26 protein-coding genes are annotated in these 24988 nt (G+C 59.7%); 15 read left to right on the plus strand and 11 right to left on the minus strand.

The features are described from left to right. The first annotated feature begins 61 nt into the window (after positions 1-61). The gene (locus C1896_06540; protein ID AZZ44604.1) at positions 62-253 is read left to right on the plus strand and encodes a CsbD family protein; all 192 of its coding nucleotides are present in this window, start codon (positions 62-64) and stop codon (positions 251-253) included. Positions 254-307: 54 nt separating this feature from the next. Here C1896_06540 and C1896_06545 read toward each other — a convergent pair whose 3' ends face one another. After that, positions 308-631: a ferredoxin gene (locus tag C1896_06545; protein ID AZZ44605.1), complete on the minus strand. Its 324-nt coding sequence runs from the start codon at positions 629-631 to the stop codon at positions 308-310. 132 nt (positions 632-763) lie between these two features. Next, on the minus strand, positions 764-3334 hold the full coding sequence (gene mutS / locus C1896_06550) for a DNA mismatch repair protein MutS (GenBank protein AZZ44606.1): 2571 nt from the start codon (positions 3332-3334) through the stop codon (positions 764-766). A 197-nt stretch (positions 3335-3531) separates the two neighbouring features. Between mutS and C1896_06555 the strand changes: the two genes are divergently transcribed. The 4 genes from C1896_06555 (at position 3532) to C1896_06570 (ending at position 6184) form a co-directional block, all read left to right on the plus strand. Further along, complete coding sequence (locus C1896_06555) at positions 3532-3996, plus strand: ion transporter (GenBank protein ID AZZ44607.1); 465 nt, start codon at positions 3532-3534, stop codon at positions 3994-3996. Between the two features lie 92 nt (positions 3997-4088). Next, positions 4089-4589, plus strand: a complete 501-nt coding sequence (locus tag C1896_06560; protein AZZ44608.1) for a damage-inducible protein CinA — start codon at positions 4089-4091, stop codon at positions 4587-4589. An 84-nt stretch (positions 4590-4673) separates the two neighbouring features. Continuing rightward, positions 4674-5717: a recombinase RecA gene (recA, locus tag C1896_06565; GenBank protein ID AZZ44609.1), complete on the plus strand. Its 1044-nt coding sequence runs from the start codon at positions 4674-4676 to the stop codon at positions 5715-5717. A 5-nt stretch (positions 5718-5722) separates the two neighbouring features. After that, positions 5723-6184, plus strand: a complete 462-nt coding sequence (locus C1896_06570) for a recombination regulator RecX (GenBank protein AZZ44610.1) — start codon at positions 5723-5725, stop codon at positions 6182-6184. A gap of 67 nt (positions 6185-6251) precedes the next feature. Here the strand turns inward: C1896_06570 and C1896_06575 are convergent, their stop codons facing one another. Both C1896_06575 and C1896_06580 read right to left on the minus strand, forming a co-directional pair. Beyond that, complete coding sequence (locus C1896_06575) at positions 6252-7343, minus strand: TIGR00730 family Rossman fold protein (protein ID AZZ44611.1); 1092 nt, start codon at positions 7341-7343, stop codon at positions 6252-6254. A gap of 266 nt (positions 7344-7609) precedes the next feature. After that, positions 7610-9010, minus strand: coding sequence for an MBL fold metallo-hydrolase (locus C1896_06580; GenBank protein AZZ44612.1), 1401 nt, complete (start codon positions 9008-9010; stop codon positions 7610-7612). A 128-nt stretch (positions 9011-9138) separates the two neighbouring features. Here C1896_06580 and C1896_06585 point away from each other — a divergent pair, with 128 nt between their 5' ends. After that, a complete protein-coding gene (locus C1896_06585; protein AZZ44613.1) occupies positions 9139-11544 on the plus strand; it encodes a xylulose 5-phosphate 3-epimerase in 2406 nt (801 codons plus the stop codon). A gap of 53 nt (positions 11545-11597) precedes the next feature. Here the strand turns inward: C1896_06585 and C1896_06590 are convergent, their stop codons facing one another. Then, positions 11598-11990, minus strand: coding sequence for a hypothetical protein (locus C1896_06590; GenBank protein ID AZZ44614.1), 393 nt, complete (start codon positions 11988-11990; stop codon positions 11598-11600). Positions 11991-12106: 116 nt separating this feature from the next. On the opposite strand from C1896_06590, the gene C1896_06595 reads away from it, so the two are divergent. Continuing rightward, positions 12107-12823: a DTW domain-containing protein gene (locus C1896_06595; GenBank protein AZZ44615.1), complete on the plus strand. Its 717-nt coding sequence runs from the start codon at positions 12107-12109 to the stop codon at positions 12821-12823. A 14-nt stretch (positions 12824-12837) separates the two neighbouring features. Here C1896_06595 and C1896_06600 read toward each other — a convergent pair whose 3' ends face one another. Then, positions 12838-13761, minus strand: a complete 924-nt coding sequence (locus C1896_06600) for an EamA family transporter (GenBank protein ID AZZ44616.1) — start codon at positions 13759-13761, stop codon at positions 12838-12840. Positions 13762-13995: 234 nt separating this feature from the next. Here C1896_06600 and C1896_06605 point away from each other — a divergent pair, with 234 nt between their 5' ends. Next, a complete protein-coding gene (locus tag C1896_06605) occupies positions 13996-14646 on the plus strand; it encodes a DNA-binding response regulator (protein ID AZZ44617.1) in 651 nt (216 codons plus the stop codon). 46 nt (positions 14647-14692) lie between these two features. Here the strand turns inward: C1896_06605 and C1896_06610 are convergent, their stop codons facing one another. Then, positions 14693-15619, minus strand: coding sequence for a LysR family transcriptional regulator (locus C1896_06610; protein ID AZZ44618.1), 927 nt, complete (start codon positions 15617-15619; stop codon positions 14693-14695). A 113-nt stretch (positions 15620-15732) separates the two neighbouring features. On the opposite strand from C1896_06610, the gene C1896_06615 reads away from it, so the two are divergent. Continuing rightward, entirely contained in the window at positions 15733-16509 is a 777-nt protein-coding gene (locus C1896_06615) for a ferredoxin--NADP reductase (protein ID AZZ44619.1), read from the plus strand. Between the two features lie 61 nt (positions 16510-16570). Here C1896_06615 and C1896_06620 read toward each other — a convergent pair whose 3' ends face one another. After that, positions 16571-17056 carry a hypothetical protein gene (locus C1896_06620; GenBank protein AZZ44620.1) on the minus strand — a complete coding sequence of 162 codons (486 nt, stop codon included), beginning with the start codon at positions 17054-17056 and terminating at the stop codon, positions 16571-16573. Positions 17057-17062: 6 nt separating this feature from the next. After that, a complete protein-coding gene (locus C1896_06625; GenBank protein AZZ44621.1) occupies positions 17063-17560 on the minus strand; it encodes a hypothetical protein in 498 nt (165 codons plus the stop codon). Positions 17561-17770: 210 nt separating this feature from the next. On the opposite strand from C1896_06625, the gene C1896_06630 reads away from it, so the two are divergent. After that, a complete protein-coding gene (locus C1896_06630; protein ID AZZ44622.1) occupies positions 17771-18373 on the plus strand; it encodes an OmpA family protein in 603 nt (200 codons plus the stop codon). 142 nt (positions 18374-18515) lie between these two features. Here C1896_06630 and C1896_06635 read toward each other — a convergent pair whose 3' ends face one another. Then, on the minus strand, positions 18516-18980 hold the full coding sequence (locus tag C1896_06635; protein ID AZZ44623.1) for a hypothetical protein: 465 nt from the start codon (positions 18978-18980) through the stop codon (positions 18516-18518). 86 nt (positions 18981-19066) lie between these two features. Between C1896_06635 and C1896_06640 the strand changes: the two genes are divergently transcribed. The 4 genes from C1896_06640 to pdxH all read left to right on the plus strand — a co-directional run bounded on the left by C1896_06640 (position 19067) and on the right by pdxH (position 24015). Beyond that, the gene (locus tag C1896_06640; GenBank protein ID AZZ44624.1) at positions 19067-21211 is read left to right on the plus strand and encodes an ATP-dependent DNA helicase DinG; all 2145 of its coding nucleotides are present in this window, start codon (positions 19067-19069) and stop codon (positions 21209-21211) included. Between the two features lie 130 nt (positions 21212-21341). After that, positions 21342-22490, plus strand: a complete 1149-nt coding sequence (locus tag C1896_06645) for an EstA family serine hydrolase (protein AZZ47554.1) — start codon at positions 21342-21344, stop codon at positions 22488-22490. 136 nt (positions 22491-22626) lie between these two features. Continuing rightward, complete coding sequence (locus tag C1896_06650; GenBank protein AZZ44625.1) at positions 22627-23256, plus strand: hypothetical protein; 630 nt, start codon at positions 22627-22629, stop codon at positions 23254-23256. Positions 23257-23367: 111 nt separating this feature from the next. Further along, positions 23368-24015, plus strand: a complete 648-nt coding sequence (gene pdxH / locus C1896_06655) for a pyridoxamine 5'-phosphate oxidase (GenBank protein ID AZZ44626.1) — start codon at positions 23368-23370, stop codon at positions 24013-24015. A gap of 46 nt (positions 24016-24061) precedes the next feature. On the opposite strand, the gene C1896_06660 is transcribed toward pdxH, so the two are convergent. Further along, positions 24062-24298: a hypothetical protein gene (locus tag C1896_06660; GenBank protein AZZ44627.1), complete on the minus strand. Its 237-nt coding sequence runs from the start codon at positions 24296-24298 to the stop codon at positions 24062-24064. Positions 24299-24477: 179 nt separating this feature from the next. Here C1896_06660 and C1896_06665 point away from each other — a divergent pair, with 179 nt between their 5' ends. Continuing rightward, on the plus strand, positions 24478-24939 hold the full coding sequence (locus tag C1896_06665; GenBank protein AZZ44628.1) for a hypothetical protein: 462 nt from the start codon (positions 24478-24480) through the stop codon (positions 24937-24939). The last annotated feature ends 49 nt before the right edge of the window (positions 24940-24988 follow it).

Raw genomic sequence — 24988 nt, forward strand, 5'->3', positions numbered from 1 at the left:
ACGAAACTATTGCCGAAGCGGTTCTGTCAACTGAACGTACCCAAGCAGAGAGGAATGTGCCATGAGCAGTACTGGAGACAAAATGAAAGGCAACCTCAACGAAGCCGCGGGCAAGGCCAAACAGGGTCTGGGCGAGGCTACTGATAACGAGCGCATGAAAGGCGAAGGCCAGCGTCAGGAAGTAAAAGGCGACGCTCAGCAAGTCAAGGGCGAAGCCAAAGACACTGTGAAGAAGGGCGTTGATCGCGCCTGACCGCTGTGACATGAAAAAAGCCCGCATCGTGCGGGCTTTTTTTGTTTCTGGCGCTTAGCGCTCCAGGTGCTGCAGCTTGTCCTTTACGCCGTCCCACTCTTCAGCATCGGGCAGCGAGTCCTTTTTCTCTGTGATGTTCGGCCAGACTTCCGCCAGGTCGGCGTTCAGCTGGATGTACTCCTGCTGATCATCTGGCACTTCATCTTCGGAGAAGATCGCCTGGGCAGGGCACTCCGGCTCGCAGAGCGCGCAGTCAATGCACTCGTCCGGATGAATGACCAGGAAGTTCGGGCCTTCGTAGAAGCAGTCCACCGGACAGACTTCCACACAGTCGGTGTATTTGCACTTGATGCAGTTGTCGGTGACGACGAAGGTCATTTCTAGCTATCTCCTCGGGCGTGTCAGGTGGCGTTGCAATGACGCCCCCGTTCGGCAGGACTATGGCGGCACCAGGCAAATGCCGCCTATATCCAAAAAATGCGCGCGATTCTAGCAGCTTTTTTGCAGCCGTCAGACACGCGCTTTCAGGTTGTATAGCAGGTCCAGCGCCTGGCGCGGGCTCATATCATCGGGATTGATCCGACCCAATTCTTCGACTACCGGGTGTGGCAGGCTTGCAAACAGGTCGCTCTGCTGAGGTGGCGCAGGCTGACCGGGGGTTATCTTGGGCGTTTCGTGGGGAAGGCTGGTGGTTTCCAGCCGCGACAGATGGTCGCGTGCGCGCTTGATCACTTCGCCAGGCACACCGGCCAACTGTGCCACGGCCAAGCCATAACTCTGGCTCGCCGGTCCCGGCAGTACATGGTGAAGGAAGACGATGCGTTCGTTGTGCTCGGTGGCCGACAGGTGCACGTTGGCCACCACCGGCTGGCTTTCCGGCAGTACGGTGAGTTCGAAGTAATGCGTCGCGAAAAGGGTATAGGCGCGCAGTTTGGCCAGGTGTTCTGCCGCTGCCCAGGCCAGTGACAAGCCGTCGAAGGTACTGGTGCCGCGCCCGACTTCGTCCATCAGCACCAGGCTGCGGTCGCTGGCGTTATGCAGGATGTTAGCCGTCTCGCTCATTTCGACCATGAAGGTCGAGCGGCCGCCGGCGAGATCGTCCGACGAGCCGATACGGGTAAAGATGCGATCGACCAGAGACAGTTCGCAGGCTTTGGCCGGCACGAAACTGCCGATTTGCGCCAGCAGTACGATCAAGGCCGTTTGGCGCATGTAAGTCGACTTACCGCCCATGTTCGGTCCGGTGATCACCAGCATGCGGGTTTCGTCATCAAGGTTGAGGTCGTTGGCGACGAAGGGCGTCTGCAACACCTGTTCAACCACAGGGTGACGGCCTTGTTCGATCTGCAGGCAGGGATGCTCGACGAAACGCGGGCGGTTGAGATCGAGCGTCAGGGCGCGTTCGGCCAGGTTGCTGAGTACGTCGAGTTCGGCCAGCGCCGCGGCGCTATCCTGCAGCGGCGCAAGATGACCGATGAGCAACTCCAGCAGTTCTTCATAGAGCTGCTTTTCGCGCGCCAGTGCCCGGCTCTTGGCAGACAGCGCCTTGTCTTCGAACTCTTTGAGCTCCGGCGTGATGAAACGCTCGGCGCCCTTTAGCGTTTGCCTGCGGATGTAGTCGGCCGGCGCAGACTCCGCCTGTTTGCTGGGCAGCTCGATGAAATAGCCATGCACCCGGTTGTAGCCGACCTTGAGGTTGGCCAGCCCGGTGCGGGCTTTCTCACGAGTTTCCAGATCCATCAGGTACTGGCCGGCGTTCTCCGACAGCGATTGCAGTTCGTCCAGTTCAGCGTCATAGCCGGTCTTCAACACGCCGCCTTCGCGGATTACTGCCGGCGGGTTATCGATGATGGCCTTTGCCAACAACGCAGCGAGCTCGGGGTAGGTCCGGATGGTGGTCGCCAGCTCGGTCAGATGAGGGGCGACCAGTTCCGTCATGCCCTCCTGAAGCTGCGGCAGGGCTGCGAGCGCGTCACGCAGGCGCGCCAGATCGCGCGGCCGAGCGTTGCGTAAGCCGATTCGCGCGAGGATGCGCTCGAGATCACCGATCTCCTTCAGCTGTGGCTGGATCTGTTCGAAGCGATAGTGCTCTAGCAGGCATGTGATCGAGTCCTGGCGGGCCTCGAGCGCGCTTCGGTCACGCAACGGGCGATTCAGCCAGCGGCTGAGCAGGCGGCTGCCCATGGCGGTCTGGCAGCGGTCGACTACTGATTGCAGGGTATTCTCGCGGCCACCGCCGAGATTAATGTCCAGTTCCAGATTGCGCCGGGTCGCGCCGTCAAGGATGACCGTCTCGTCAAGACGCTCGTGGCGAAGGCTGCGCAGATGGTGAAGTGCGGTACGCTGGGTTTCCTTGGCATAGGTCAGGAGGCAGCCGGCGGCGCCGATAGCGAGCGTCAACCGCTCGCACCCAAAGCCTTTCAGATCCTGAGTCCCAAACTGTTGGCAGAGCCCTTTGAAGCCACTGTCGCGGTCGAAATCCCAAGGGGCTCGCCGGCGTACGCCGCGGCGCTTCTCGACTGGCAAGTTGGCAGGCCAGTCGTCCGGGATCATCAGTTCAGCCGGGTTCAGGCGCTCTACCTCAGCCAGTAGCGTTTCCCAGCCGCCAAACTCCTGCACGCTGAATCGGCCGCTGGTGATGTCCAGTACCGACAGGCCGAACAGCTTCTCGTCGCCCACCACCGCCGCCAGGAGATTGTCCCGGTGCTCGTCGAGCAGGGCTTCATCGCTCACCGTGCCGGGGGTGATGATTCGCACCACCTGTCGCTCCACCGGGCCCTTGCTGGTCGCTGGGTCGCCGATCTGTTCGCAGATCACTACAGACTCGCCAAGCTTCACCAGGCGGCTGAGATAGCCCTCGGCGGAGTGAAACGGGATGCCCGCCATGGGTATCGCGTTACCACCGGACTGACCGCGCGCGGTCAGGGTGATGTCCAGCAGCTTGGCCGCTTTCTTGGCATCGTCGTAGAACAGCTCGTAAAAGTCGCCCATGCGGTAGAACATCAGCTGGTCAGGATGCTCGCGTTTGAGCTTCCAGTACTGCTGCATCATGGGCGTGTGATGGGACAGGTCTTGTGACATATAGCTCGACTTGGTGCGATGTGCAGGTAACAGAGCAGACGCGGCTGGGTCCCGTTTAGGTAACGGCCGTTACTGGCGCTGTGGGCAGGATGAAATAAACCGGGAAGGTTATCATGGCCCGTACCAGGTGCGATGGGGCAACCTGCCGAGCTGATACCTGAGATGCCACGCATCGGTTTGAATGTTTTGGGATTGCTATGTCTGCACTAGAACAGGCGTCGAATGCATCGACGAATCTGCTCCTCGTTACGCTGGTCAACGTAATTGTCGTCGCGGTTGTCGTGGCGGTTCACTACGAGTTTCTGTCGCGCCTGTCTGCAAGCAGGCCGAGCCCACATTTCCATCATCGTGTAGGAATCGTGTTTGGCGTGTTCGGTGCGTTGACGGCACATGCGGTAGAGGTCTGGGTGTTTGCCTTTGCCTACTATCTCATGCACCACTCGCCTGGCTGGGGAACGCTGGCTGGTGAGTTCAACGGCAGCCTGCTGGACTGTGCCTATTTCTCTTTCACGACATTTACGACCGTTGGCTTTGGCGACATCCATCCCGTTGGCGCCATTCGATTCCTGACCGGCATCGAAGCACTGACGGGATTGGTATTGATCACCTGGACCGCCTCGTTTCTGTTTCTCGAAATGCAGCGCCACTGGACTGTCCGGTGAGTCCTTACAGCGGAGGGCGTTTGGCCTCGCGTGGCTGACCGCCAGAACGTGCGCTGCTAAGGTAGCCTTTGATATCGGCATCAGGAGCTTTCATGTCCACCTTGACCGAACTCGCGGCCCAGCTGGGCCATGCGCTTCAGCAAAAGTCGGCGCAAGTAACCACAGCCGAGTCCTGCACCGGGGGAGGTATTGCCGAGGCCATTACCCGTGTTGCCGGAAGCTCGGCCTGGTTCGAGGCTGGCTTCGTCACCTATTCCAACCGTCAGAAATCCAGTCAGCTGCGCGTGCCGGAACATCTGTTTTCCGAAGTAGGTGCAGTGAGCCGTGAGGTCGTCGAAGCGATGACCCGCGGGGCCCAGGCTGCCAGCGGGGCGCGCTACGCTGTGGCGGTCAGCGGCGTAGCGGGGCCGGGCGGCGGTTCGCCAGAAAAGCCGGTCGGTACGGTGTGGCTGGCCTGGGCCTGCGACAATGAACGGTACTCAAGACGTTTTCAGTTCGACGGCGGCCGGCAGGCCGTTCGTGAACAGAGTGTGAAGGCGGCGCTCGTCGGATTGATCCGCCTGGCGACAGGAGAAAATCCGATTGAGGGCTAGGCGCTCGTTTTTGCCTATGCTCTAATACTGTCTACTTATACAGTTGTTGTGGCCTCTGGCCCTCTTGATCAAGTGAGGATTGTAATGGACGAGAACAAGAAGCGCGCCTTGGCTGCTGCCTTGGGCCAGATCGAAAAGCAGTTCGGTAAAGGCGCGGTCATGCGTATGGGCGATCACGATCGCCAGGCTATTCCCTCCATTTCCACCGGTTCGCTGGGCCTGGACATCGCGCTTGGCATTGGCGGATTGCCTAGAGGGCGAATCGTTGAAATCTACGGCCCGGAATCTTCGGGTAAAACCACGCTGACCCTGTCGGTTATCGCTGAAGCCCAGAAGATGGGCGCTACCTGCGCATTCGTCGATGCCGAGCACGCGCTTGATCCAGATTACGCAGGCAAGCTCGGCGTCAATGTCGATGATCTGCTGGTTTCCCAGCCGGATACCGGCGAGCAGGCGTTGGAAATCACCGACATGCTGGTGCGCTCCAATGCGGTCGACGTGATCATCGTCGACTCGGTTGCTGCGTTGGTGCCCAAGGCCGAAATCGAAGGTGAGATGGGCGATACCCACGTCGGTTTGCAGGCGCGTCTGATGTCCCAGGCGCTGCGCAAGATCACTGGTAACATCAAGAACGCCAATTGCCTGGTGATCTTCATCAACCAGATCCGCATGAAGATCGGCGTGATGTTCGGTAGTCCGGAAACCACCACCGGCGGTAACGCGCTGAAGTTCTACGCTTCGGTCCGTCTCGACATCCGTCGTACTGGCGCGGTGAAAGAAGGGGACGAAGTGGTTGGTAGCGAAACGCGGGTCAAGGTGGTCAAGAACAAGGTGGCGCCACCGTTCCGTCAGGCTGAGTTCCAGATCCTTTATGGCAAGGGCATCTACCGCAATGGCGAGGTCATTGACCTTGGCGTGCAGCAGGGTCTGGTCGAGAAGTCCGGCGCCTGGTATGCCTACAAGGGCAACAAGATTGGTCAAGGCAAGGCTAATGCGGCCAAGTTCCTTGAAGAGAACGTGGAGATCGGTCGCGAGATCGAACAGCAGATTCGCGACAAGTTGCTAGTGGTTGCGCCTGATACCAAGGCCAATCCGGCCGGCGAAAATCTGGTCGAAGCCGACGCCTAATCGGTATGCCGGTCGTGCTCGACAGCCCCGCCGCTGTGCGGCGGGCAGCCATGGATCTACTGGCCCGGCGCGAGCATGGACGCATCGAGCTGAGTCGCAAATTGCGCTTACGCGGTGCGCCAGCTGAACTCATCGAGCCTGCGCTGGAAAGGTTGGCCGATGAGGGATTGCTTAGCGAAGCTCGTTATCTGGAGAGTTTCGTGCGCATGCGAGCCAACGCCGGGTACGGTCCATTGCGCATACGTGAAGAGCTGACCCAGCGAGGGCTGGCTCGAGAGGATATCGAGCAGGCATTACGCGACAGCGGCTTCGATTGGAATGCGCAACTGCACGAAGTCTGGTTGCGCAAGTTCGGTGAGTTGCCGGGCGATCAGCGGGAAAGGGCTCGTCAGGGCCGATTTCTCAGCTACCGTGGCTATCCGCTGGACTTGATCGGGCGCCTCCTACGAGGCGCTTCGCTCGACTGATCCGGGCTCAACAGCGTTTCTCCGCTATTCGGCCTCGTCCGTTTGCAAATCTTGTTTTCGCACCGCTTCAATCTTCGGCACCCAATGGCGAAGCCCAGTGTTCCCTCGCATTGATGAAGTCGGTCAGTTCCCGTAGCCGGCCGTGATCCCGGCCGTTGAAAACAAAGCTCAGCCTGGGTAAAGGCTGCAGTTCCGGCTCGTCCAGCTCCATTTCACAGCACGCTTGCTGCTCGAAGCGACCATTGAGACAGAGGTCGGCGAAATGTTCGTTCATGTAGGACACCGCGGCATCGTTCAGCACATGATTCATGCGCATGACGAAGCGATCCTGCAACCATCGGCTCGAGTGGAAGTTGCTGTAGAAGTGATCAATCTCTGCGGCAGCGTCTTCGGCATTGTCCACGAGGCGCATTAATCGCATGTCGGTCGGCAGAATGTAACGATTGCCCTCAAGCTGGCGACGCATAAAGTCCAGCGCATCTTTCCAGAACGTGCCGCCGGGTTCATCCAGCAGGACGATTGGCACCAGCGGGCTCTTACCCGTCTGAACCAGGGTAAGCACTTCCAGGGTCTCGTCCAGTGTGCCGAAACCACCGGGACACAGTACCAACGCATCCGCCTCCTTGATAAAGAACAGCTTGCGCACGAAGAAGAAGTGGAAGGACAGCAGGTGGTCGGTGCCATCTACCGTCGGGTTGGCATGCTGCTCAAAGGGCAGGGTGATGTTAAGGCCGAGGCTGTTATCCATGCCTGCGCCTTCATGGGCGGCCGCCATGATGCCGCCACCGGCGCCGGTAATAACCATCAACTCGTAGCGTGCAAGCGTCGCGCCGAGCTCCCGGGCAAGTGCGTACAGCGGGTGCTCGACGGGGGTGCGTGCAGAGCCGAAAACAGTCACCTTGCGGCGACGCTTGAACTGGTCGAGGCGGCTGAAGGCATGCTCCATTTCGCGCATGGTCTGAAGCAGAATCTTTGCGTCCCAACGGCTTCGATCGGCTTGTGCCATGCGCATGACGGTGACCAGCATTTCCCGATACAGCGGCAGGTTCTGGCTGCTGGATGGGACTACCAAGGCAACCAGTTCATCGATTTTCTTCGACAGTTCGGCGCCACTGGTTTTGAAATGCCGCGACAGGTAATCGTCCGATTCGAAAGGCATACGAGATCTCCTTGAGAAAGCTTCGGCGCTGCTGCCGCCATGCGCGAGGGCGGCGCCTCCCATGTGCGCATGTATGCAAATGACCGCCAAAATTTGGTCCAGGTGACGCCTGGCATGCGGCTACTGGGGCCAATGGTTCTATGCCTAACAGTAGCCTCGCGCGAAGGCGAAAATGCTGGTCCCTACGCTCAGTGAGCGAAAGCCCATCATCATACGTGCAGTTTTGTGCGTGAGCCGCAGGGTTGAGCTGCGGCTGTGTCCGGTCATCAGAGGGCGATGCGGTCGCCTGGTTCCGGAATGTTGGCTTGCCAGTCGAGGCGATCACGCAGTGCTTCCTGCAAGGCGCGCATCTTGTCTAGCTCCCCATGCACGAGATAGAGCTCCGGACGCGTCTTGAATTGGCTCGCCCATTCAATCAGCTGTGATTGTCCGGCATGCGCTGAGAAACCGCCCAAGGTATGAACCTGAGCTTTCACCGCTATGCGCTGGTGCATCAGCTTGACGGTCTTGGCTCCATCGACGATGGCGCGACCGAGTGTGCCGCTCGCTTGGAAGCCTGGAATGATCAAGTGGCATTCTTCACGCCAGAGGTTGTGCTTGAAGTGATGAAGAATGCGCCCGCCATTACACATGCCGCTGCCCGCGATAATGATCGCGCCACTCTTGAAACGGTTGATGGCCATTGACTCTTCGGCTGTCGGCGTCGCCCTGAATATCGGCAGCCATGTTTCGATACGCTGCCGGTTGTCGTCGCCAGGTATGCCGGGCTGTATCTCCAATTGCTCTTGGAACAGTGAGTAAATCGCGTTCGCGCCGATGGCCATCGGGCTGTCCAGAAAGACCACTTGCTGAGGTACACGGCCTTGGTGGTAGAGGAGGCCAAGGTAATAGATCAAGTCTTGCGTGCGGCCGACCGCGAAAGACGGCATGAGTACGTTTCCACCGTCGCGGTGGGCCTGCTGAAGGATCTCGGCCAGCTCCTCGATGGTGGCCTGGTGATCACGGTGGTCGCGATCACCATAGGTAGATTCCATCAGCAGTACGTCGGCTTCGCTCAATGGCGTCGGTGCGTGCATCAGTGGTGAACAGGCATTGCCCAGATCGCCAGAAAAGACCAGTCGGCGGGTGGAGCCGAAATCTTCAACGTCGACCTGAACGATGGCTGACCCAAGGATGTGCCCCGCATCGAAGAAGTTCACAGAAACCCCCGGTGCTGCTTCGAACGCTTCGCCATAGGCATGAGGCTGACGTTGCGTCAGCATGCGTTCGGTGTCGACCCGGGTGTAGAGGGGCTTGATGGCTGGCTTGCCCAAACGCGCCCGCCACCGGTTTTCCCACTCGGCGTCCTTTTCCTGAATGTTCGCAGAGTCGAGCAGCATCAGCTCGACCAGCTTGCCGGTCGCTTCGGTGACATGGATTGGCCCTTTGAATCCTGCTGCCACTAGCTTCGGTAGCAAGCCGCTATGATCGATGTGCGCGTGCGACAGCACCACGGCATCCAGGGTTTGAGGATCGAAGCTGAAACCCGCTCGGTTGCCTGCTTCCTCTTCGCGCCGCCCTTGGCGCATGCCGCAGTCGAGAAGCACGCGAACGCCTCCATGAGTTTCGATCAGGTAGCAGGATCCGGTGACCTGTTGGATGGCGCCGAGAAAGCTGAGCAAAGCCATGAGAAGCTCCTGTCTGTACGGTTGCGCCAAGCATGCCCGCTATACCGGCGGCTCATCTTGATGCATATCAGAGAGAGCGCCCCGGACGCTGACTAGACTATCGCCAACGCCCATTAACGGAGTGCTCCATGAATCAGCTACTGCCCAGTCTTGTCGAGCTGGATCATCATGCGGAGATCCAGCCAGAGTTCGGTTCCTGGCGAACCGGGTATGGACCTTTCGAGCATGCCTTGGAAACGCAGGCTGCGGTGTTTCGTCTGGCTCATCAACTGGTACAGGCGAAGATGCAGCCGGATCTGGCAAGTGTCTATCGGTTATTGCAGGCCATCGACCGAATCGGCTCGGCAGGACTCTGGCTGGTCGTGCACATGACCTATGCGCGTCGCGTTCGGCTCGACGGTGCGCCACTCTGCGCCGAGGACTTCAAGGCTGCGCCAGAAGGGCATACCGGCGGCTCGCTGAACATGGTGCCTGCCTACGCCGGTTATCTTGGACTGAACGCTCTGACAGGCCGTACGCGTGCATGGTTGATGGGGCAGGGCCATTGCGTCGCAGCGATCGAAGCGCTGAATCTGCTTACCGACAATATGCATCCCGAGCAAAAGGAAGCTTATGGCGATGGCGAAGCAGGCCTCAACCGACTGCTCGAGGATTTCTATGGCTACCATCAGGCGGCGGATGGCAGCCCATCGGCGCCTCTGGGCAGCCATGTCAACGCGCACACCGGCGGCGGTATTGCCGAAGGCGGGTACCTTGGTTTCGCCGAGCTGCAATATGCCCATATGCCACTGCCTGGCGAGACGCTTGTCGCCTTCCTTTCTGATGGTGCGGCAGAGGAGCAGCGCGGCAGCGACTGGATGCCACGTTGGTGGCGTGCTGAGGATTGTGGCGTGGCGCTGCCGATCATGATCGCCAACGGTCGGCGAATCGAACAACGAACCCAGCTTGGTACCCACGAGGGGCTTGAAGGGTTTCGCCAGCACCTGAGCCGTTGTGGCTTCGACCCGATTCCCTTCGATGGTCGTGACCCGGCAGCCTTCGTCTGTGCATTGTGGGAGATGGAGCAGCGCCTGGCCCGGCGGGTCGAGGAAAAGGCTCGCGGCCTGCTGCGCTATCCGCTGCCGATCCCCTACGGCGTTGCCGAGACGATCAAAGGGTTCGGCTTCTATGGCGCCGGCAGCAATGCGGCGCATAACCTGCCGTTGCCGGGTAACCCGCACGTCGATGACGCCTCGCGCGAGTTGTTCAATACACATGTCGCCCCGCTTTTCGTGCCTTGGGATGAGCTTGAGCACGCTCGCCATCTGGTTGCACAGTCCCGTCACGCGCGCCCCGCCGAGCGCGACAGTGTTCTGGCGATGAGGCGGCCCGCTGCGCCGACCATGCCGTCCCTCAGATACCACGATCACGCTTGTTCACCGATGGCAGCGGTAGATGATTTTTTTGTCGAACTCACCCGCGCCAATCCGTCGTTGCGCCCTCGTGTAGGTAACCCCGATGAACTCGCCAGCAATCGCCTGGGTGGGGTACTCAAAGCGTTGAAACACCGTGTGGTCGATCCTGAAGGGGAGTTCGAGGCGGTGGACGGCAAGATCATCACGGCACTGAACGAAGAGGCCGTGGTTTCCGCCTGTCTCGCCAACCAGGGTGGGCTGAACCTGGTTGCCAGTTATGAGGCCTTCTGCGTCAAGATGCTCGGTGCGGTACGCCAAGGCCTGATTTTCGCCCGGCAGCAGAAGGAAGTGGGACGGCCCGCTGGTTGGCTTGGCTGGCCGATCATCGCCACATCGCACACCTGGGAAAACGGCAAAAATCAGCAGTCGCACCAGGACACCACCTTCTGCGAGGCCTTGCTGGGCGAGATGAGCGATATGGCGAGGGTTCTGTTTCCTGCGGACCACAACAGTGCCTTGGCGCTGCTGCCTTCCATCTATCAGGCCCGCGGTGCGCTGGCTTGCTTGGTCATGCCTAAGCGTGAGCGGCCTGCCATTTTCAATCAGGTCCAGGCCGAGCAGCTTGCGCGTGATGGCGCGATCATCGTCGACGAGCAGAAGGGCACTAATCCCCTCCTTCTGATTGCGAACGGCAGCTACCAGTTGACCGAAATGCAGCGGGCCACCGAGAGGCTCAAAGAGGCGGGTGTCAGCTATCGTCTGGTTTATCTTCAGGAGCCGGGGCGCTTCCGCGCGCCGCGTGATCGTTGGGAAATCGAGGCGCTCGCAGCGGACGGGGTGACCGAACGTCTGTTTCCTGAACAGATCGAGATGCGGGTATTGCTGACCCACATGCGCCCTGAGGTAGCGCGTGGTCATCTCTGGCCAATCCTGCCGGACGTGCGGCGCAATTCAGTGCTGGGCTATCGCAATCGCGGTGGCACCCTGGACGAGGGTGGCATGCAATTCGCCAACCGGGCGTCCTGGGCGAATGTGCTGGCCGCCTGCGCACGGTTGCTCGACGTACCGCGAACTGCGTTGCTTAAGCCGGATGAGGCCGCCGCGGTGGCTGGCAAGGGCGATCCGCGCGTGCTGCGTTAGCCAGGACCCCCGTCGCGGGCAGCACTGGTGCTGCCCACGGCGCGCGGGTTGCCTTAGCAATCGCTGGAGCGATAGCGCTCGGTGGTGATCGGCTTCTTGCTCTGGTATTCGTTGAACTCAAAGCGCAATACCGCGCCCTGACTCATCAGCTGACGCAGTCCCTCGTTGTTGCACACACTGGCTGCCAACTGGGTGCGGACCTGCTTGGGGTTGTCTCGCATCTGAGCGGCATGGCGTGGCTGAACGCTCAGATGGTTGACCAATTCATTTCCCTCTACGCTGTATCCCTCGTCGAGCAGGTCGGAGTTGATCGCGCGCGGCGTGCCTACACTGCTTTCGCGGGCGACTTTTTCAAGTAACTGGCCCAGTGCTGGGTCCTGTGCATACGCGGCATTGGCGAAGGGCAGGGCGAGGCAGAGCGTTAATAGTGGGGTCAGACGGCGCATGGTGATCTCCTGATGACTGCCGTCGTTCGACCGGTACCGGCCCCCACGGTTCAGATCTGCCATGGTTTCGGGGCGGGCTGGTAAACTGCCGCTCCGCCCTGATCGATCGAATCTCCATGTCTCATGCCGTAGTCCGTCTTCGCGACGCGCGCCTGGCGCGTAGCGCCAAGCCGTTCATCGCACGTGGTTCGCGTACGCCCCGGTGTGCTCGCTGCCGTGTGGCCGCTAGTCATTGTTTGTGCGACTGGCTGCCAGCCGTAACGACCAACAGCGCGGTGTGCCTGATCATGCACGATATCGAGCCGCTGAAGCCGAGCAATACCGGCTGGCTGATTGCAGATATCGTGGCCGACACCTACGCCTTCACGTGGCAGCGGACCGCTGTGGAGCCTGGTTTGCTGGAACTGCTCGCCGATACCCGATATCAGCCGGTGGTGGTCTTTCCGGGCGAGTATGCGTCACCTGATCGGGTGGTCTCGGAGGTGAAGGCCGCGCCAGGAAAGCGTCCGCTGTTCATTCTGCTTGATGCGACCTGGACCGAGGCGCGCAAGATGTTTCGCAAAAGCCCCTACCTGAATCATCTGCCGGTGCTGAGCCTGCAAGCCGAGGTGCTGTCACGCTACCGCCTGCGCCGTTCGACGCGCAGTGAACATCTATGCACCGCAGAAGTTGCTGCGTTGTGCCTTGGCTTAGCGGGAGATGAGCAGGGCGCGGCGGCGCTGGATACTTGGCTCGATGCATTCACCGACCATTATCTCGGCGCCAAGCACCACCGTACGCCAGACCCTGATGATGAAACCCACAAAGCGCTGGCCGCCATGGGCCAGCGCTGAACAGGATGGGGCACTCAGTGCCGCGCCACCTGTGGAATCTCGCTGGCCGCCACCACCGGTAGGTCCTTGCGCGGCCAGAGTTGTGCGGCGAGCATGCCGACGAACATCAACGCACAGCCGAAATAGCCCCGCGGGCTGAGGCTTTCATCAAGCAGCAAGGCGCCAGCAAGCGCGGCGAACACCGCTTCGAGCGAGAGGATGATGGCCGCGTGCGAGGCAATTGCATGTTTCTGTGCCACGACTTGCAAGGTATAGCCCACGCCGACTGCAAACATTCCGCCGTAGATCAGCGCGGGTGCGGCAAGCCAGATGCTGTCCAGGCTGGCTTGCTCGAAGATTGCCGCCAAAACAAGGCTGACGACCGCACAGGTCACGAACTGCAGAAAGGCCAGGCGGATGGCATCGTGGCGACCAACGAAAAAGCTCACCAGCAATACATGAACGCCCCAGACGAAGGCGCCGGCCAGCTGTATCCAGTCGCCGGAAGCGATCTGGAAGTTCTCGTCGATGCTGAGCAAAGCCATGCCAACCACCGCGAGCACCGCCCCCAGCCAGGTCCCAGTACCGGTTTTCTGGCCTATTACCAGCCCTAGCAGAGGCACGACGATAACGTACAGCCCGGTAATGAAACCGGAGTTGGTCACGCTCGTGAAAAGCAGGCCAACCTGTTGCAGGTTGATGCCTATAGTCAGCGCGAGTCCCATGCTGAGGCCACCCAGCAGCAAACCACGCTGCAAGAACGGTTCGTGGCGAGCGGCGCCTCGACCCTGGTGCAATAACAAGGGAAGCAACACGATTGCGCCCAATGCGAAGCGCAACCCAGTGAACAGGAACGGCCCGATGTTATCCATGCCGACCCGCTGTGCGACAAATCCGCTCCCCCAGATCATGGCCGTGATGAGCATTAGAAAGTCGGCGCGAAGGGCTTGTTTGCGCATGTTTGGACTCGTGCGGGAAAATCGCAAACTTTGCATTAAACCGATGCGCTTGGCCACTGCTTCGCCGTCCAGCGTGGCGGGTAGCTGATTAAATGCGGAACGATGATCGAATTTCCCGTGGTGGCGCGATATCATCACCGCGGTCACCCTCGAGCATATTGCGGGTTCTTGCCGTCCTGATTGTCAGCAACCGGCTCAGGTTGGTGTAGCGCCAATAAAAACTATAGGTCCGCCATGGCTGCTTACGAAATCCTTATCGCCGATGATCACCCCCTGTTTCGCAGTGCGCTGCAGCAAGCGCTAACGCTTGGCCTGGGCGATGACGTTCGGCTTTCCGAGGCGGCTAGCATTGCCGAACTCGAAGCCCAACTGACCCGTACCTCGGACTGGGATCTGGTCTTGCTGGATTTGAACATGCCGGGCGCTTATGGATTCTCCGGGCTCGTGTTGCTGCGAGGGCAGTATCCCCAGCTGCCTGTGGTAATGATCTCCGCGCAGGAAGACGCTGCGGTTGTAGCTCGTTCGCGCGAGTTTGGCGCCAGTGGTTTCATCCCCAAGTCCAGTTCACTCGAGACGATCCAGCAGGCCGTGCGGGTCGTGCTTGACGGTGATGTCTGGTGGCCTAGCAACATTGATGATGTGGCGCATGTCAGCGCCGAAGCCAAAGCCGCTAGCGAAGGGCTCGCGAGCCTCACGCCCCAGCAGTTTCGCGTGCTGACCATGGTGTGCGACGGTTTGTTAAACAAACAGATCGCCTATGAGCTCAGCGTTTCCGAAGCGACCATCAAGGCGCATGTGACCGCAATCTTCCGCAAGCTGGGCGTTCGCACCCGGACCCAGGCAGCTCTGCTCTTGCAGCAGATGGGCTCAATTCCCAGCAGCTGACAACCGTTTCGGCCTGCCGATGCCTCGCTAATCTCGATTCTCCACCTTACGCAATCGCCGGCAGTACGATCTCATCACTTCGACGGATGCCGGCTGTCAGCGCGCGGCATTGCTCGATGAATTCGCGCATCGCAGCGGTCTGGTATTTCAACGAGTGCCAGATGAAATAGAACTGCCGGGCAAGATCCAGTTCGGGTGTTTCCAGAGCGACCAGACTGCCGCGGCGGAATGCATCGCGTAGCGCCAGCCTGGAAATGCAGCCAATCCCGAGCCCAGATTCAACGGCTCGCTTGATCGCCTCGGTATGCTCCAGCTCAAGCCGAATGTTCAGCTTGGCGGGATGATGGCGCATGGCATGGTCGAATGTCAGGCGCGTACCGGAGCCCTGTTCGCGGAGAATCCAGGCTTCCCGCGAGAGCTGTTCCAGACTTACCGCAGTGTGCTCAGCCAGCGCGTGCTGAGGTGCACAAAACACCACCAGTTCATCCTCGACCCAAGGCAGTACCTCGATCTCCGGGTGCTGACAGTCGCCTTCGATCAGACCTAAGTCAAGTTCATGTTGCGCAACCTGTTGGACAATATGAGCGGTGTTCTGAACGTGCAGCTTCACGCGGCACTCAGGGTGGCGTTGCATAAAACTGCCGATCAGCAAGGTGGCAAGGTAGTTGCCGATCGTCAGGGTGGCACCCACGCTGAGCGAGCCGAAGCCGGTCTTGCCAGCCAGTAGATCCTCGATGGCTTTAGCCTGATCGAGCAAGCCTACTGCCTGCGGTAAGAGCTGGTGGCCCAATGCATTCAGCCACAATCGTTTACCCGCACGGTCGAACAGCTGGCACCCCGACTGGCGTTCCAGTTCAGCCAGCGAAGTGCTGGTCGCGGACTGGGATAGGGCGAGACTTTCGGCCGCACGCGAGACACTTTCGTGCCGCGCGAATGCGACGAATACTTGAAGCTGACGGAGCGTGAAATGCATATCTATATAACCGATAACATATATCGTTAATATTCGTTTAGCGGATATTAGTCGGGCCAGTAAACTAGTGGCAAATATTGACGCGCCATCGCGCGCTAGAAGGGGAGCACTACATGAGCAACCTGAACGTTGAGCGAGTCCTCAGTGTGCATCACTGGAACGACACGCTGTTCAGTTTCAAAACCACCCGCAATCCGGGTCTGCGCTTTGAAAACGGCCAGTTCGTGATGATTGGTCTCGAAGTGGAAGGGCGACCCCTAATGCGCGCTTACAGCATTGCCAGCCCCAACTATGAAGAACATCTCGAGTTCTTCAGCATCAAGGTTCCAGATGGTCCGCTGACGTCTCGACTGCAGCACCTCAAGGAAGGCGACTCACTGATGGTCAGTCGCAAGCCGACCGGAACGCTGGTATTGGACGACCTGTTGCCTGCCAAGCATCTCTACCTGTTGAGCACCGGGACTGGTCTGGCGCCCTTTATGAGCGTGATCCAGGATCCGGAAACCTATGAGCGCTTCGAGAAGGTCATCCTGGTGCACGGCGTTCGTTACGTTAATGAAGTCGCCTATCGTGAATTCATCACCGAGCATTTGCCACAAAACGAATTCTTTGGCGAAGCGCTGAAAGAAAAACTGATCTATTACCCCACCGTCACTCGCGAGCCGTTCGAGAATCAGGGCCGTCTAACTGACCTGATGCGCAGCGGCAAGTTGTTTGCGGATATCGGGCTACCTCCGATCAACCCTGAAGATGACCGCGCGATGATCTGTGGCAGCCCGAGCATGTTGGCTGAAACCAGCGAAGTGCTGGACAGCTTCGGCCTTAAGGCGTCGCCGCGTATGGGTGACCCGGGCCACTACCTGATCGAGCGAGCATTCGTCGAGAAGTGATCGGTCGTTGGGATGCAATGAACCGGCTACGCATTGCGTCAGCCGGTTTTTTTCTGCGTGTTCAGAGGTAGGTGGCACAGCACTTCTTGAACTTCTGACCGCTGCCGCAAGGGCAGGGGTCGTTGCGGCCGGCCTTCAGCGGTGTGGTGGAGTCGATGAAATACCAGCATCCGTCGTGCTGAACAAAAGCCGAACGCTCATGTTGAGCATGTTCGCCTGCCCCGTCGTGCCAGCGGGCTGTGAAGCTGACCAGCGCATGTTCCGGCTGGCCGCCGAACACCTGACTTTCTTCGACCTCGAGGCCCAGCCAAGTGCTGTTGGCGCTCCACTCCTTCATCGCCTGGAGGTCCAAGGCTTGCTGTTGCGCCGGTAGAGTGGTTGACCGAAGGTAATCGATGGCCCCGACAACATAGGCGGTGTATCGCGAACGCATCAATCGTTCCGCGCTAGGTGCCGACAGACCTTGATGATACCGACCGCAACATTTGCCGTAAGGATCGCCGCTGCCACAGGGGCAATTCGCAGCTGCCCGTTGATCATCAGTCATCGTTGGTTACCACCAATATTTGCCGAACATTTGCGGATTGGCCCAGAACTTCGCGTTGAGCCAATCTGGAACCTGCTTGTAATCAAGCAGGTCGTAGGTGAAGAGGGTCACCGTTTGGCCGCCTCGTTCGAAACGTGCGCTGACTTGTAGTGCCAGGGAGAAGAAGTCAGTTGCCTGCCAGTCGCACGCGTTCAGATCGACCAAAACCGCCATGCGGTTGGTATTGAGATTGCGAATACCACCGAGCAGCTGCAGGCCGTCGCGCTTCGAAAGATGTTCCAGGCAGTCGGCGACCAATGCCAGATCGTAGCGGCGGTCGGCGAGGTCTGCGGGAAGAGGGCCGGTTGGTGTACGGTCAATCTGACTGTTGTCGTGACTGCGGCTGAATGCTTCGATGGCGGGCAGTTCGCTGCGGCCGACATAAAGCAATCGCGCCGGGCGTTGTTGCTCCAACAGGGCGGCCAGAGCTTGCTGTGGCGTCTGCGATGAGCGGGATGCTGTCAAACCGGGATTCCTCGTTATCAGGCGTGGCGGAACGCAAAAATTGCAGTCCGCTCAGTCTGCCAAAGTATAAAGACTAGCGCGCAGGCGCCTGCCGTCCTAGTCTCGATATAACTGGAGCTGCTTATGCTATTGCGCATAACGCTCTGGCCGATCCCACATTAGGAGGCTTTAACGATGAGTAGCTTACGGACAGCAGTACCCGTGATTGTGATGACCACCTTTCTGGCCGGCTGCGCAGGGGTGCAGAAGCAGGATTGGCCCAGTTGTGCGGCTGTTGGCGGCGTAACCGGTGCCGCGCTGGGTGCGATAGAAAGCAGTACCTATACTGGCTATGGCGCCTTGATTGGCGGCGGCATGGCTGCAGCCTACTGCTGGGCCAATGGAACCGAGCAGGAGACTGTCGCCGTTGTAGAGACAGTTGAACCTGCCCCAGTGACAGAGCCGGAGCCCGAGCCAGTGCTGGAAGCCGTACGGGTGGAGCTGGACGTAAAATTCGACTTCGATAAAGCGACTATCCGTCAGGACGCCTACGATGACATCGAAGTGCTTGCTGACTTCATGAAGCAGTACGATCAGACCTCGACGACTGTAGAGGGCCACACTGATGCCATCGGTACTGATGCCTATAACCAGCGTCTGTCCATGCAGCGTGCCCAGTCCGTTCGCGATGCGCTGGTCAACCGCTACGGTGTCGAGGCCAGCCGTCTAGAGGCTATTGGCTATGGTGAATCGCGTCCGATCGCTGACAACTCGACTGAGTTGGGTCGTGCCATCAACCGTCGTGTTGAGGCTTCGGTCGAAGCGCGCCCATAACGCGAGCGATGCATAGTTACCGGGTGTACCTGGCCGTGTGAATTTGTAGCGATCTGAGGTCAGGCTGCTTTCGCAGCCTGACGGAGGACCGCAGCTTTCACATGGTCTGGATGCCCGGTGTTTTTGATAACGGACGCTGGTGTTAGAACAGCGGCCGTGCGCTTGCCAGCGCCACCACAGCCAGGCCCAACAGTAGGTTGATACCGACCAGCTTGCGGATTCTGCCCAGTGCAGCGCCACCTTCCGGCCAGTTCTGCTCGGCGATAGCGCGCTTGAGTTCAGGCAGCTGCAGCAGTTGTATGCGCAGAAACAGCGCAAGCATCACCAAGAACACTCCAGTCATGATGTGGACGTAGCGGGGGGCAGCCTCTAGCCCGTCAAAGCGCATGTGCCACATGCCGATACCACTGATCGGCAGAACCAGTACCGAAACCCACACCCACTGAAAGAAGCGGCGGAATACTTCGGCCCACAGCTTCAGCCGTTCCGGCGCCTGCAACTCGGAAACAGCAGCAGGACGAAGCACCATCCAGGCGAAAAACATGCCCCCGACCCATATCAGTGCAGCCAGTACGTGAAGTGAATAGGGCGCAGCGAATGCTGTCATGGGAATTCTCCGGTGGCGGTTGAGGAAACGCGCGTTATCATAGCGACCCTTCCGAAGTACTGAAAATATATACAGCCTCCGCGCCCATGCTCAGCACCGAACTCAAGTCCCAGATCCAGGGCGCCTATACTCAGTTCCTCGACGCCAAAGGTCTCAAGCCCCGCTATGGTCAGCGTCTGATGATTGCCGAGGTGGCGAAAGTCCTGGGCGCAATCAAAGCCGACGACGAAGGGCGGCGAGATGGGGAGCCGGCAATCGTTGCGGTCGAGGCCGGGACCGGCACCGGAAAGACGGTCGCTTACAGCCTGGCTGCGATTCCTACGGCCAAAGCGGCAGGCAAGCGTCTGGTGATCGCGACGGCTACGGTCGCCTTGCAAGAACAGATCGTGCACAAAGATTTGCCGGACCTGATGCGCAACAGCGGCTTGAACTTTTCCTTTGCTTTGGCCAAGGGGCGCGGTCGTTATCTTTGCCTGTCCAAGCTAGACGCGCTGCTGCAGGAAGGCCAGGCACAGAGCGCTACCGCTCAGTTGTTCGAAGAAGAAGGCTTTCGCATTGATGTCGATGAGCGCAGCGAGAAGCTGTTCGGCAGCATGATCGAGAAGCTCGCGGGTAATCGTTGGGATGGTGATCGCGACAGCTGGCCGGAAGAGCTGGCCGACCCCGACTGGGCGCGCCTGACGACCGATCACAGCCAGTGCACCGGACGCCACTGTCCCAACTTCCAGCAATGCGCGTTCTACAAAGCGCGCGAAGGCATGACCAAGGTCGACGTCATTGTCACCAATCACGACATGGTGCTTGCCGACCTGGCGTTGGGCGGCGGGGCGGTGTTGCCCGACCCGCGCGACACGCTCTATGTCTTTGATGAAGGCCATCACCTGCCAGACAAGGCGATCGGGCATTTCGCTCACTTTACCCGCCTGCGTTCCACTGCCGAGTGGCTTGCTCAGGTCGAAAAAAACCTGACCAAGCTGCTCGCCCAGCATCCGTTGCCGGGCGATCTCGGCCGGCTGATCGAAGCCGTGCCGGAGATCGCCCGGGATTTGCGCAGCCAGCAGCAGTTCATGTTCAGTGCCTGTGAACAGCTGGCTGACTTTCGACCCGGCGAGGATATGGAGGGGCGTGAGAGGCCACGACACCGTTTTGTCGGCGGCGTGGTTCCGGAGCATCTGATCGAGCTGGGTATCGAGCTGAAAAAGGGTTTCGCCAAGCTCAACGATCTGTTCACACGTCTTACTGAATTGCTCAAGGAGGCGATGGATGGCGAGGCGGGTGTTGGCATCGCCAGCCATCAGGCCGAAGAGTGGTACCCGCTATTCGGCAGTCTGCTAACTCGCGCACAGGGCAACTGGGAGCTATGGACGGCCTTCACCGTCGACGATCCGGAGGACAGTCCGCCGATGGCGCGCTGGCTGACGCTGGCCGAAGGCGGCGCGCTGTTCGATATCGAGGTCAACGCCAGCCCGATCCTCGCGGCTGAAACGTTGCGCCGCAATCTGTGGAACGTCTGCTACGGCGCATTGGTGACCTCGGCGACGCTCACCGCATTGAACAGTTTCGATCGCTATCGCATGCGTGCCGGGCTGCCACGCTGTGCCGTCACCGCGGTGGTGCCGAGCCCGTTTCATCATGCAGACGCCGGCGTGCTGAGGGTGCCCGATCTTAAAGCTGACCCGCGTGATGCAGCTGCGCATACAGCAGCCATCGTGCGGGATCTGCCGGAGCTGGTGGAGGATTCGCGCGGCACGCTGGTGCTTTTCTCCTCACGCAAACAGATGCAAGACGTATTCGACGGGCTGGAGCGTGACTGGCGTAGACGGGTGCTCATTCAGGGCAATCTGTCCAAGCAGGAGACACTCAACAAGCACAAGGCGCGCGTGGATGATGGGGAGAAGAGCGTGCTGTTCGGGCTCGCCAGTTTCGCGGAAGGTGTCGATCTCCCTGGGGCTTATTGCGAGCATGTTGTCATCGCCAAGATCCCCTTCGCGGTACCTGATGACCCGGTTGAGGCGGCGCTGGCCGAGTGGATCGAGGCACGAGGCGGCAATCCATTTATGGAAATCGCCGTGCCAGATGCCTCGTTGCGCCTGGTTCAGGCCTGCGGCAGGTTGCTGCGTACCGAAGAGGACCGCGGCACTATTACGCTGCTTGATCGACGGGTCGTCACGCAGCGCTACGGGAAAGCCATTCTTAACGCGCTGCCGCCGTTCCGGCGAGAGATTGGCTAACCGCCTCGGCGGCCATCATGAGGCGTCATTCAAAAGGCTGATAGGACAATCATTCTCGACGGGGCTGTTCCTTTGAGGCAATGTGGCTGAAACACTGCTCGCCAGTCATACCAACCTAGAGGGCGCAAGCGTGCAGATCCAGGGATATTTCGACCTCCGTTTCGAGGCGGTCAGAGACGCGTTCAGCCAGCTGTTCGAGCAGACCCAGCAGCGTGGCGCGGCAGTCTGCGTGAAGGTCGGTGGCGAAACGGTTGTCGACCTCTGGGCCGGTGTTGCGGACAATGCTGGTGAGCAGGCCTGGCAGAGCGACACCCTGGTCAATCTGTTTTCCTGCACCAAGACATTCGCTGCGGTGGCTGCGTTACAGCTAGTAGGGGAGGGCAAGCTGCAGTTGGATGAGCCGGTCGCCCGTGTTTGGCCGGAATTCGCCGCCAATGGCAAACAGGACATTACCCTACGGCAGCTGCTCAGCCATCAGGCTGGGCTGCCGGCTATTCGCCAGCCATTGCCGCCCGAGGCGTTGTACGACTGGGAAGCGATGACTGCAGCACTCGTGGCCGAAACGCCCTGGTGGACGCCTGGTGACGGGCACGGGTATGCCGCGATTACCTATGGTTGGCTGGTTGGCGAATTGATCCGCCGCGGCGACGGTCGTGAGCCGGGCGAAGCCATAGTCGCGCGCACTGCTCGTCCTCTAGACCTGGATTTTCATATCGGCCTGGCCGATAGCGAGTTCGACCGGGTCGGCTATCTGACCCGTCAGAAAAACAATCTTGGCGATGCGGCAGCCCAACGAGTAATCAAAGCCTTGATGAGTGACCCACAATCACTCACCGCTCGAGCCTTTACCAACCCTCCGTCGATTATGAACAGTGCAAACAAGCCAGAGTGGCGTCGAATGGCTCAGCCGGCCGCCAACGGACATGGCAATGCACGGTCATTGGCGGGCTTCTATGATGGCCTGTTGCGAGGGGAGCTGCTCGATTACCAGCTGTTGGACGAGATGACCCGCGAGCACTGCGTTGGAGAGGATCGCACGCTGCTCACCCGTACTCGTTTTGCGCTGGGCTGCTGGCTGGACCAGCCGGACGTTGAGAACGCTACGTTCGGCATGGGGCCCGGGGCTTTTGGTCACCCTGGCGCTGGCGGTTGTATCGGTTTTGCCGATCCCCAACGTGATGTAGCCTTTGGCTATGTCACCAATACGCTAGGTCCTTATGTTCTGATGGACCCTAGAGCGCAGACGCTCGCTCGTGTAGTTAAGGCATGCGTAGGTTGAACCACTCGTCTGGTTGGTCGGACGAGACTTTGCAGAACAAGGACCTGCGTCCACAATTTGAGACAAATCCTTGCTTAAGCTGCGTGCTGAACGCGCGCGGTTTGTTTTCGCAACTCACTTTCACGGAAATTGGCTCATGAACCTGCTGAAAAGCGCCTCCCTGATACTCTGTATGGTCATCGCCGGCTGCAGCTCCAATGATGAAAAGCCGGTCGAGGTGGTTGCTGCGCCGAGTCCCGTGATTGATGCGGCCTGGTTGGATGGATACGAGCCGCGGCTTCGCGATGCGTTGAAAGACAGTCACTTCGAACTTGAGCGCCGCGAAGGCGTGTTGGTGGTTACGGCCCCAGTCGATGGCTCCTTCAATCCCGACCGCCCAGGCATGCTGTTGCCGGTGACGCTTGGTCCCCTCAGTCGAGTGGCGAAACTGGTGGAAGGCGACGCGAAGACTGCTGTGGTCGTGCTTGGCCATGCTGACAGCACCGGGCCAATCGAGGTCAACCGTGACATCAGCCGTCAGCGTGCGGGTGCCGTTGCCGCGATTTTTCGGCTCAGTGGTTTGAAGCACGACCGGCTGCGTATTCGCGGGCTCGGTTCGGATATGCCCCGGGCCTCCAATGAGAAGGAAGAAGGACGCGCTTTGAACCGGCGTGTCGAGATGGTCTTGGCTCCGCAGCCTACCTTACTCGCGCTGATTGCCAAGTACAGCGACGCGCCAGGCAAACCGACTCAGGTTGCTGCGGCAGAAGTCAACAAAACCAAATAAGGGGCGTCGCCTGACAGTCCAGGTGTTCGGCCCACTTTTGCGTTGAATCAAGCGGGGCGAAGCACAGAGCCGGTAAGCTTTGGCTTCAACTGTTTTCCAGGAAACACAGTGATGACCCAATCCTTGGCCGATATGCGCCGCGATTACACGCGTGACGGACTCAGTGAAGCGAACGCGCCGGAAGAGCCCTTCGGGCTATTTCGTCAGTGGTTCCAGGAGGCGGTGGAGACCGAGCAGCTTCCCGTGGAGCCAAATGCTATGACCTTGGCTACGGTAGACGCCGAGGGTCGCCCGCATTGCCGAGTGCTCCTGCTCAAAGCGCTGGACGAGCGCGGCTTCACCTTTTTCAGCAACTACGACAGCGCAAAGGCCGAGCAGCTGGAAGCATGCCCCTTCGCTGCGATGACCTTCTTCTGGCCAAGCCTGGAGCGTCAGGTTCGTATTGAGGGGCGGGTGGAGAAAGTCAGTGCTGCCGAGTCGGACGCCTATTATCAGGTGCGACCGCTGGGCAGCCGCCTCGGTGCTTGGGCTTCACCGCAGAGCCATGTGATCCGCGATCGCGCCGAACTGGAAAGGCTCCTTGCCGAGACAGAGCAGCGCTTTCTGGACAAGGCCCCGCATTGCCCCCCTCATTGGGGCGGCTACCGTTTGCTGCCGGAACGGATGGAGTTCTGGCAGGGGCGTTCCAGCCGCCTGCATGACCGGCTGAATTATCGACGCCTCGCCAGCAACTGGCAGCGGGAACGTCTGGCGCCCTGACTCGCTGACACGGTTTTGATGAGAGGCCGGCTCCGGCCTCTTTTTGTCAGGTCTCGTTGTAGCGGGCCAGCTCGCTTTCCAGCCAGGCTTGCAAGTCCTTGCGTTTGACCCGCGCATCTTTCGCCGCTGAAAGGCGTTGCAACAGCCACGCTCGCTTCTGCGGATCGTCTCCCGCCAACGACAACGCCAGGTCCCGGTCCGCCCAACGCCTGAAGCGGATGAACAGCCAGGCATGGAAAACCAGCCCGGCCAGCGTGACGATCGTGATGATGAAGTAGTCCATGGGTAGTCTCTGGCAACAGCTTGAGCGAGCGCTCTACATGCGGGGCGGGATCGCCTCGGGTAAAGTACGGTCCTAGTTGAATGAATGCTGAGTCAGATCGAGGCGGTTGCCAAGTGCTTCATCGCCGCATACGACTGACCATGCGGTCGGGACCAATCTCGTTTCCCAGGAGAGTACCAATGCGCAACTCCATTTTTGTTGCTTCGTTCACGGCCGTGGCGCTTGCCGTCGGCGGTTGTACTTCCAACCTTACCGGGGATAGCTATTCCCGCGACGAGGCGCGAACTGTCCAGGCGGTACGTTATGGCACGATCGAGTCATTGCGCCCGGTCAAGCTCGAAGGCACCAAAACCCCGATCGGTACCGGTGCAGGCGCAGTCATCGGTGGGATTGCCGGCAGCGGAGTGGGAGGAGGCCGGGGCAGTGCCGTTGCGGCAGTAATCGGTGCGCTGGCGGGCGGTATGCTCGGTTCGGCAGCGGAAGAGGGTATCACCCGTGCTCAAGGCGTTGAAATCACGGTACGTGAGGATGACGGCAACATGCGCGCCTATGTGCAGGAAGTCGAGCCTAACCAGGTTTTTCGCGTCGGTCAGCGTGTACGCATCATGACGGTTAATGGCACTAGCCGCATCGCACCCTGATTGCGCTGGGTTCGCGGCGCGGCAAGGCCTATCAACAGGTTGTTGCGAC

This window comes from Pseudomonadaceae bacterium SI-3, assembly GCA_004010935.1.
In the GTDB taxonomy this organism is placed as follows: domain Bacteria; phylum Pseudomonadota; class Gammaproteobacteria; order Pseudomonadales; family Pseudomonadaceae; genus Stutzerimonas.

Excerpts from the sequence above, each read along its gene's own strand:
- C1896_06660 (AZZ44627.1), bottom strand. The coding sequence starts at position 24,298 with ATGGACTACTTCATCATCACGATCGTCACGCTGGCCGGGCTGGTTTTC.
- pdxH (AZZ44626.1), top strand. The coding sequence starts at position 23,368 with ATGACCCAATCCTTGGCCGATATGCGCCGCGATTACACGCGTGACGGA.
- C1896_06635 (AZZ44623.1), bottom strand. The coding sequence starts at position 18,980 with ATGACAGCATTCGCTGCGCCCTATTCACTTCACGTACTGGCTGCACTG.
- C1896_06585 (AZZ44613.1), top strand. The coding sequence starts at position 9,139 with ATGAATCAGCTACTGCCCAGTCTTGTCGAGCTGGATCATCATGCGGAG.
- mutS (AZZ44606.1), bottom strand. The coding sequence starts at position 3,334 with ATGTCACAAGACCTGTCCCATCACACGCCCATGATGCAGCAGTACTGG.
- C1896_06560 (AZZ44608.1), top strand. The coding sequence starts at position 4,089 with ATGTCCACCTTGACCGAACTCGCGGCCCAGCTGGGCCATGCGCTTCAG.
- C1896_06575 (AZZ44611.1), bottom strand. The coding sequence starts at position 7,343 with ATGCCTTTCGAATCGGACGATTACCTGTCGCGGCATTTCAAAACCAGT.
- C1896_06590 (AZZ44614.1), bottom strand. The coding sequence starts at position 11,990 with ATGCGCCGTCTGACCCCACTATTAACGCTCTGCCTCGCCCTGCCCTTC.
- C1896_06555 (AZZ44607.1), top strand. The coding sequence starts at position 3,532 with ATGTCTGCACTAGAACAGGCGTCGAATGCATCGACGAATCTGCTCCTC.
- recA (AZZ44609.1), top strand. The coding sequence starts at position 4,674 with ATGGACGAGAACAAGAAGCGCGCCTTGGCTGCTGCCTTGGGCCAGATC.
- C1896_06605 (AZZ44617.1), top strand. The coding sequence starts at position 13,996 with ATGGCTGCTTACGAAATCCTTATCGCCGATGATCACCCCCTGTTTCGC.
- C1896_06615 (AZZ44619.1), top strand. The coding sequence starts at position 15,733 with ATGAGCAACCTGAACGTTGAGCGAGTCCTCAGTGTGCATCACTGGAAC.
- C1896_06650 (AZZ44625.1), top strand. The coding sequence starts at position 22,627 with ATGAACCTGCTGAAAAGCGCCTCCCTGATACTCTGTATGGTCATCGCC.
- C1896_06640 (AZZ44624.1), top strand. The coding sequence starts at position 19,067 with ATGCTCAGCACCGAACTCAAGTCCCAGATCCAGGGCGCCTATACTCAG.
- C1896_06610 (AZZ44618.1), bottom strand. The coding sequence starts at position 15,619 with ATGCATTTCACGCTCCGTCAGCTTCAAGTATTCGTCGCATTCGCGCGG.
- C1896_06570 (AZZ44610.1), top strand. The coding sequence starts at position 5,723 with ATGCCGGTCGTGCTCGACAGCCCCGCCGCTGTGCGGCGGGCAGCCATG.
- C1896_06595 (AZZ44615.1), top strand. The coding sequence starts at position 12,107 with ATGTCTCATGCCGTAGTCCGTCTTCGCGACGCGCGCCTGGCGCGTAGC.
- C1896_06665 (AZZ44628.1), top strand. The coding sequence starts at position 24,478 with ATGCGCAACTCCATTTTTGTTGCTTCGTTCACGGCCGTGGCGCTTGCC.
- C1896_06580 (AZZ44612.1), bottom strand. The coding sequence starts at position 9,010 with ATGGCTTTGCTCAGCTTTCTCGGCGCCATCCAACAGGTCACCGGATCC.
- C1896_06620 (AZZ44620.1), bottom strand. The coding sequence starts at position 17,056 with ATGACTGATGATCAACGGGCAGCTGCGAATTGCCCCTGTGGCAGCGGC.
- C1896_06600 (AZZ44616.1), bottom strand. The coding sequence starts at position 13,761 with ATGCGCAAACAAGCCCTTCGCGCCGACTTTCTAATGCTCATCACGGCC.
- C1896_06630 (AZZ44622.1), top strand. The coding sequence starts at position 17,771 with ATGACCACCTTTCTGGCCGGCTGCGCAGGGGTGCAGAAGCAGGATTGG.
- C1896_06540 (AZZ44604.1), top strand. The coding sequence starts at position 62 with ATGAGCAGTACTGGAGACAAAATGAAAGGCAACCTCAACGAAGCCGCG.
- C1896_06545 (AZZ44605.1), bottom strand. The coding sequence starts at position 631 with ATGACCTTCGTCGTCACCGACAACTGCATCAAGTGCAAATACACCGAC.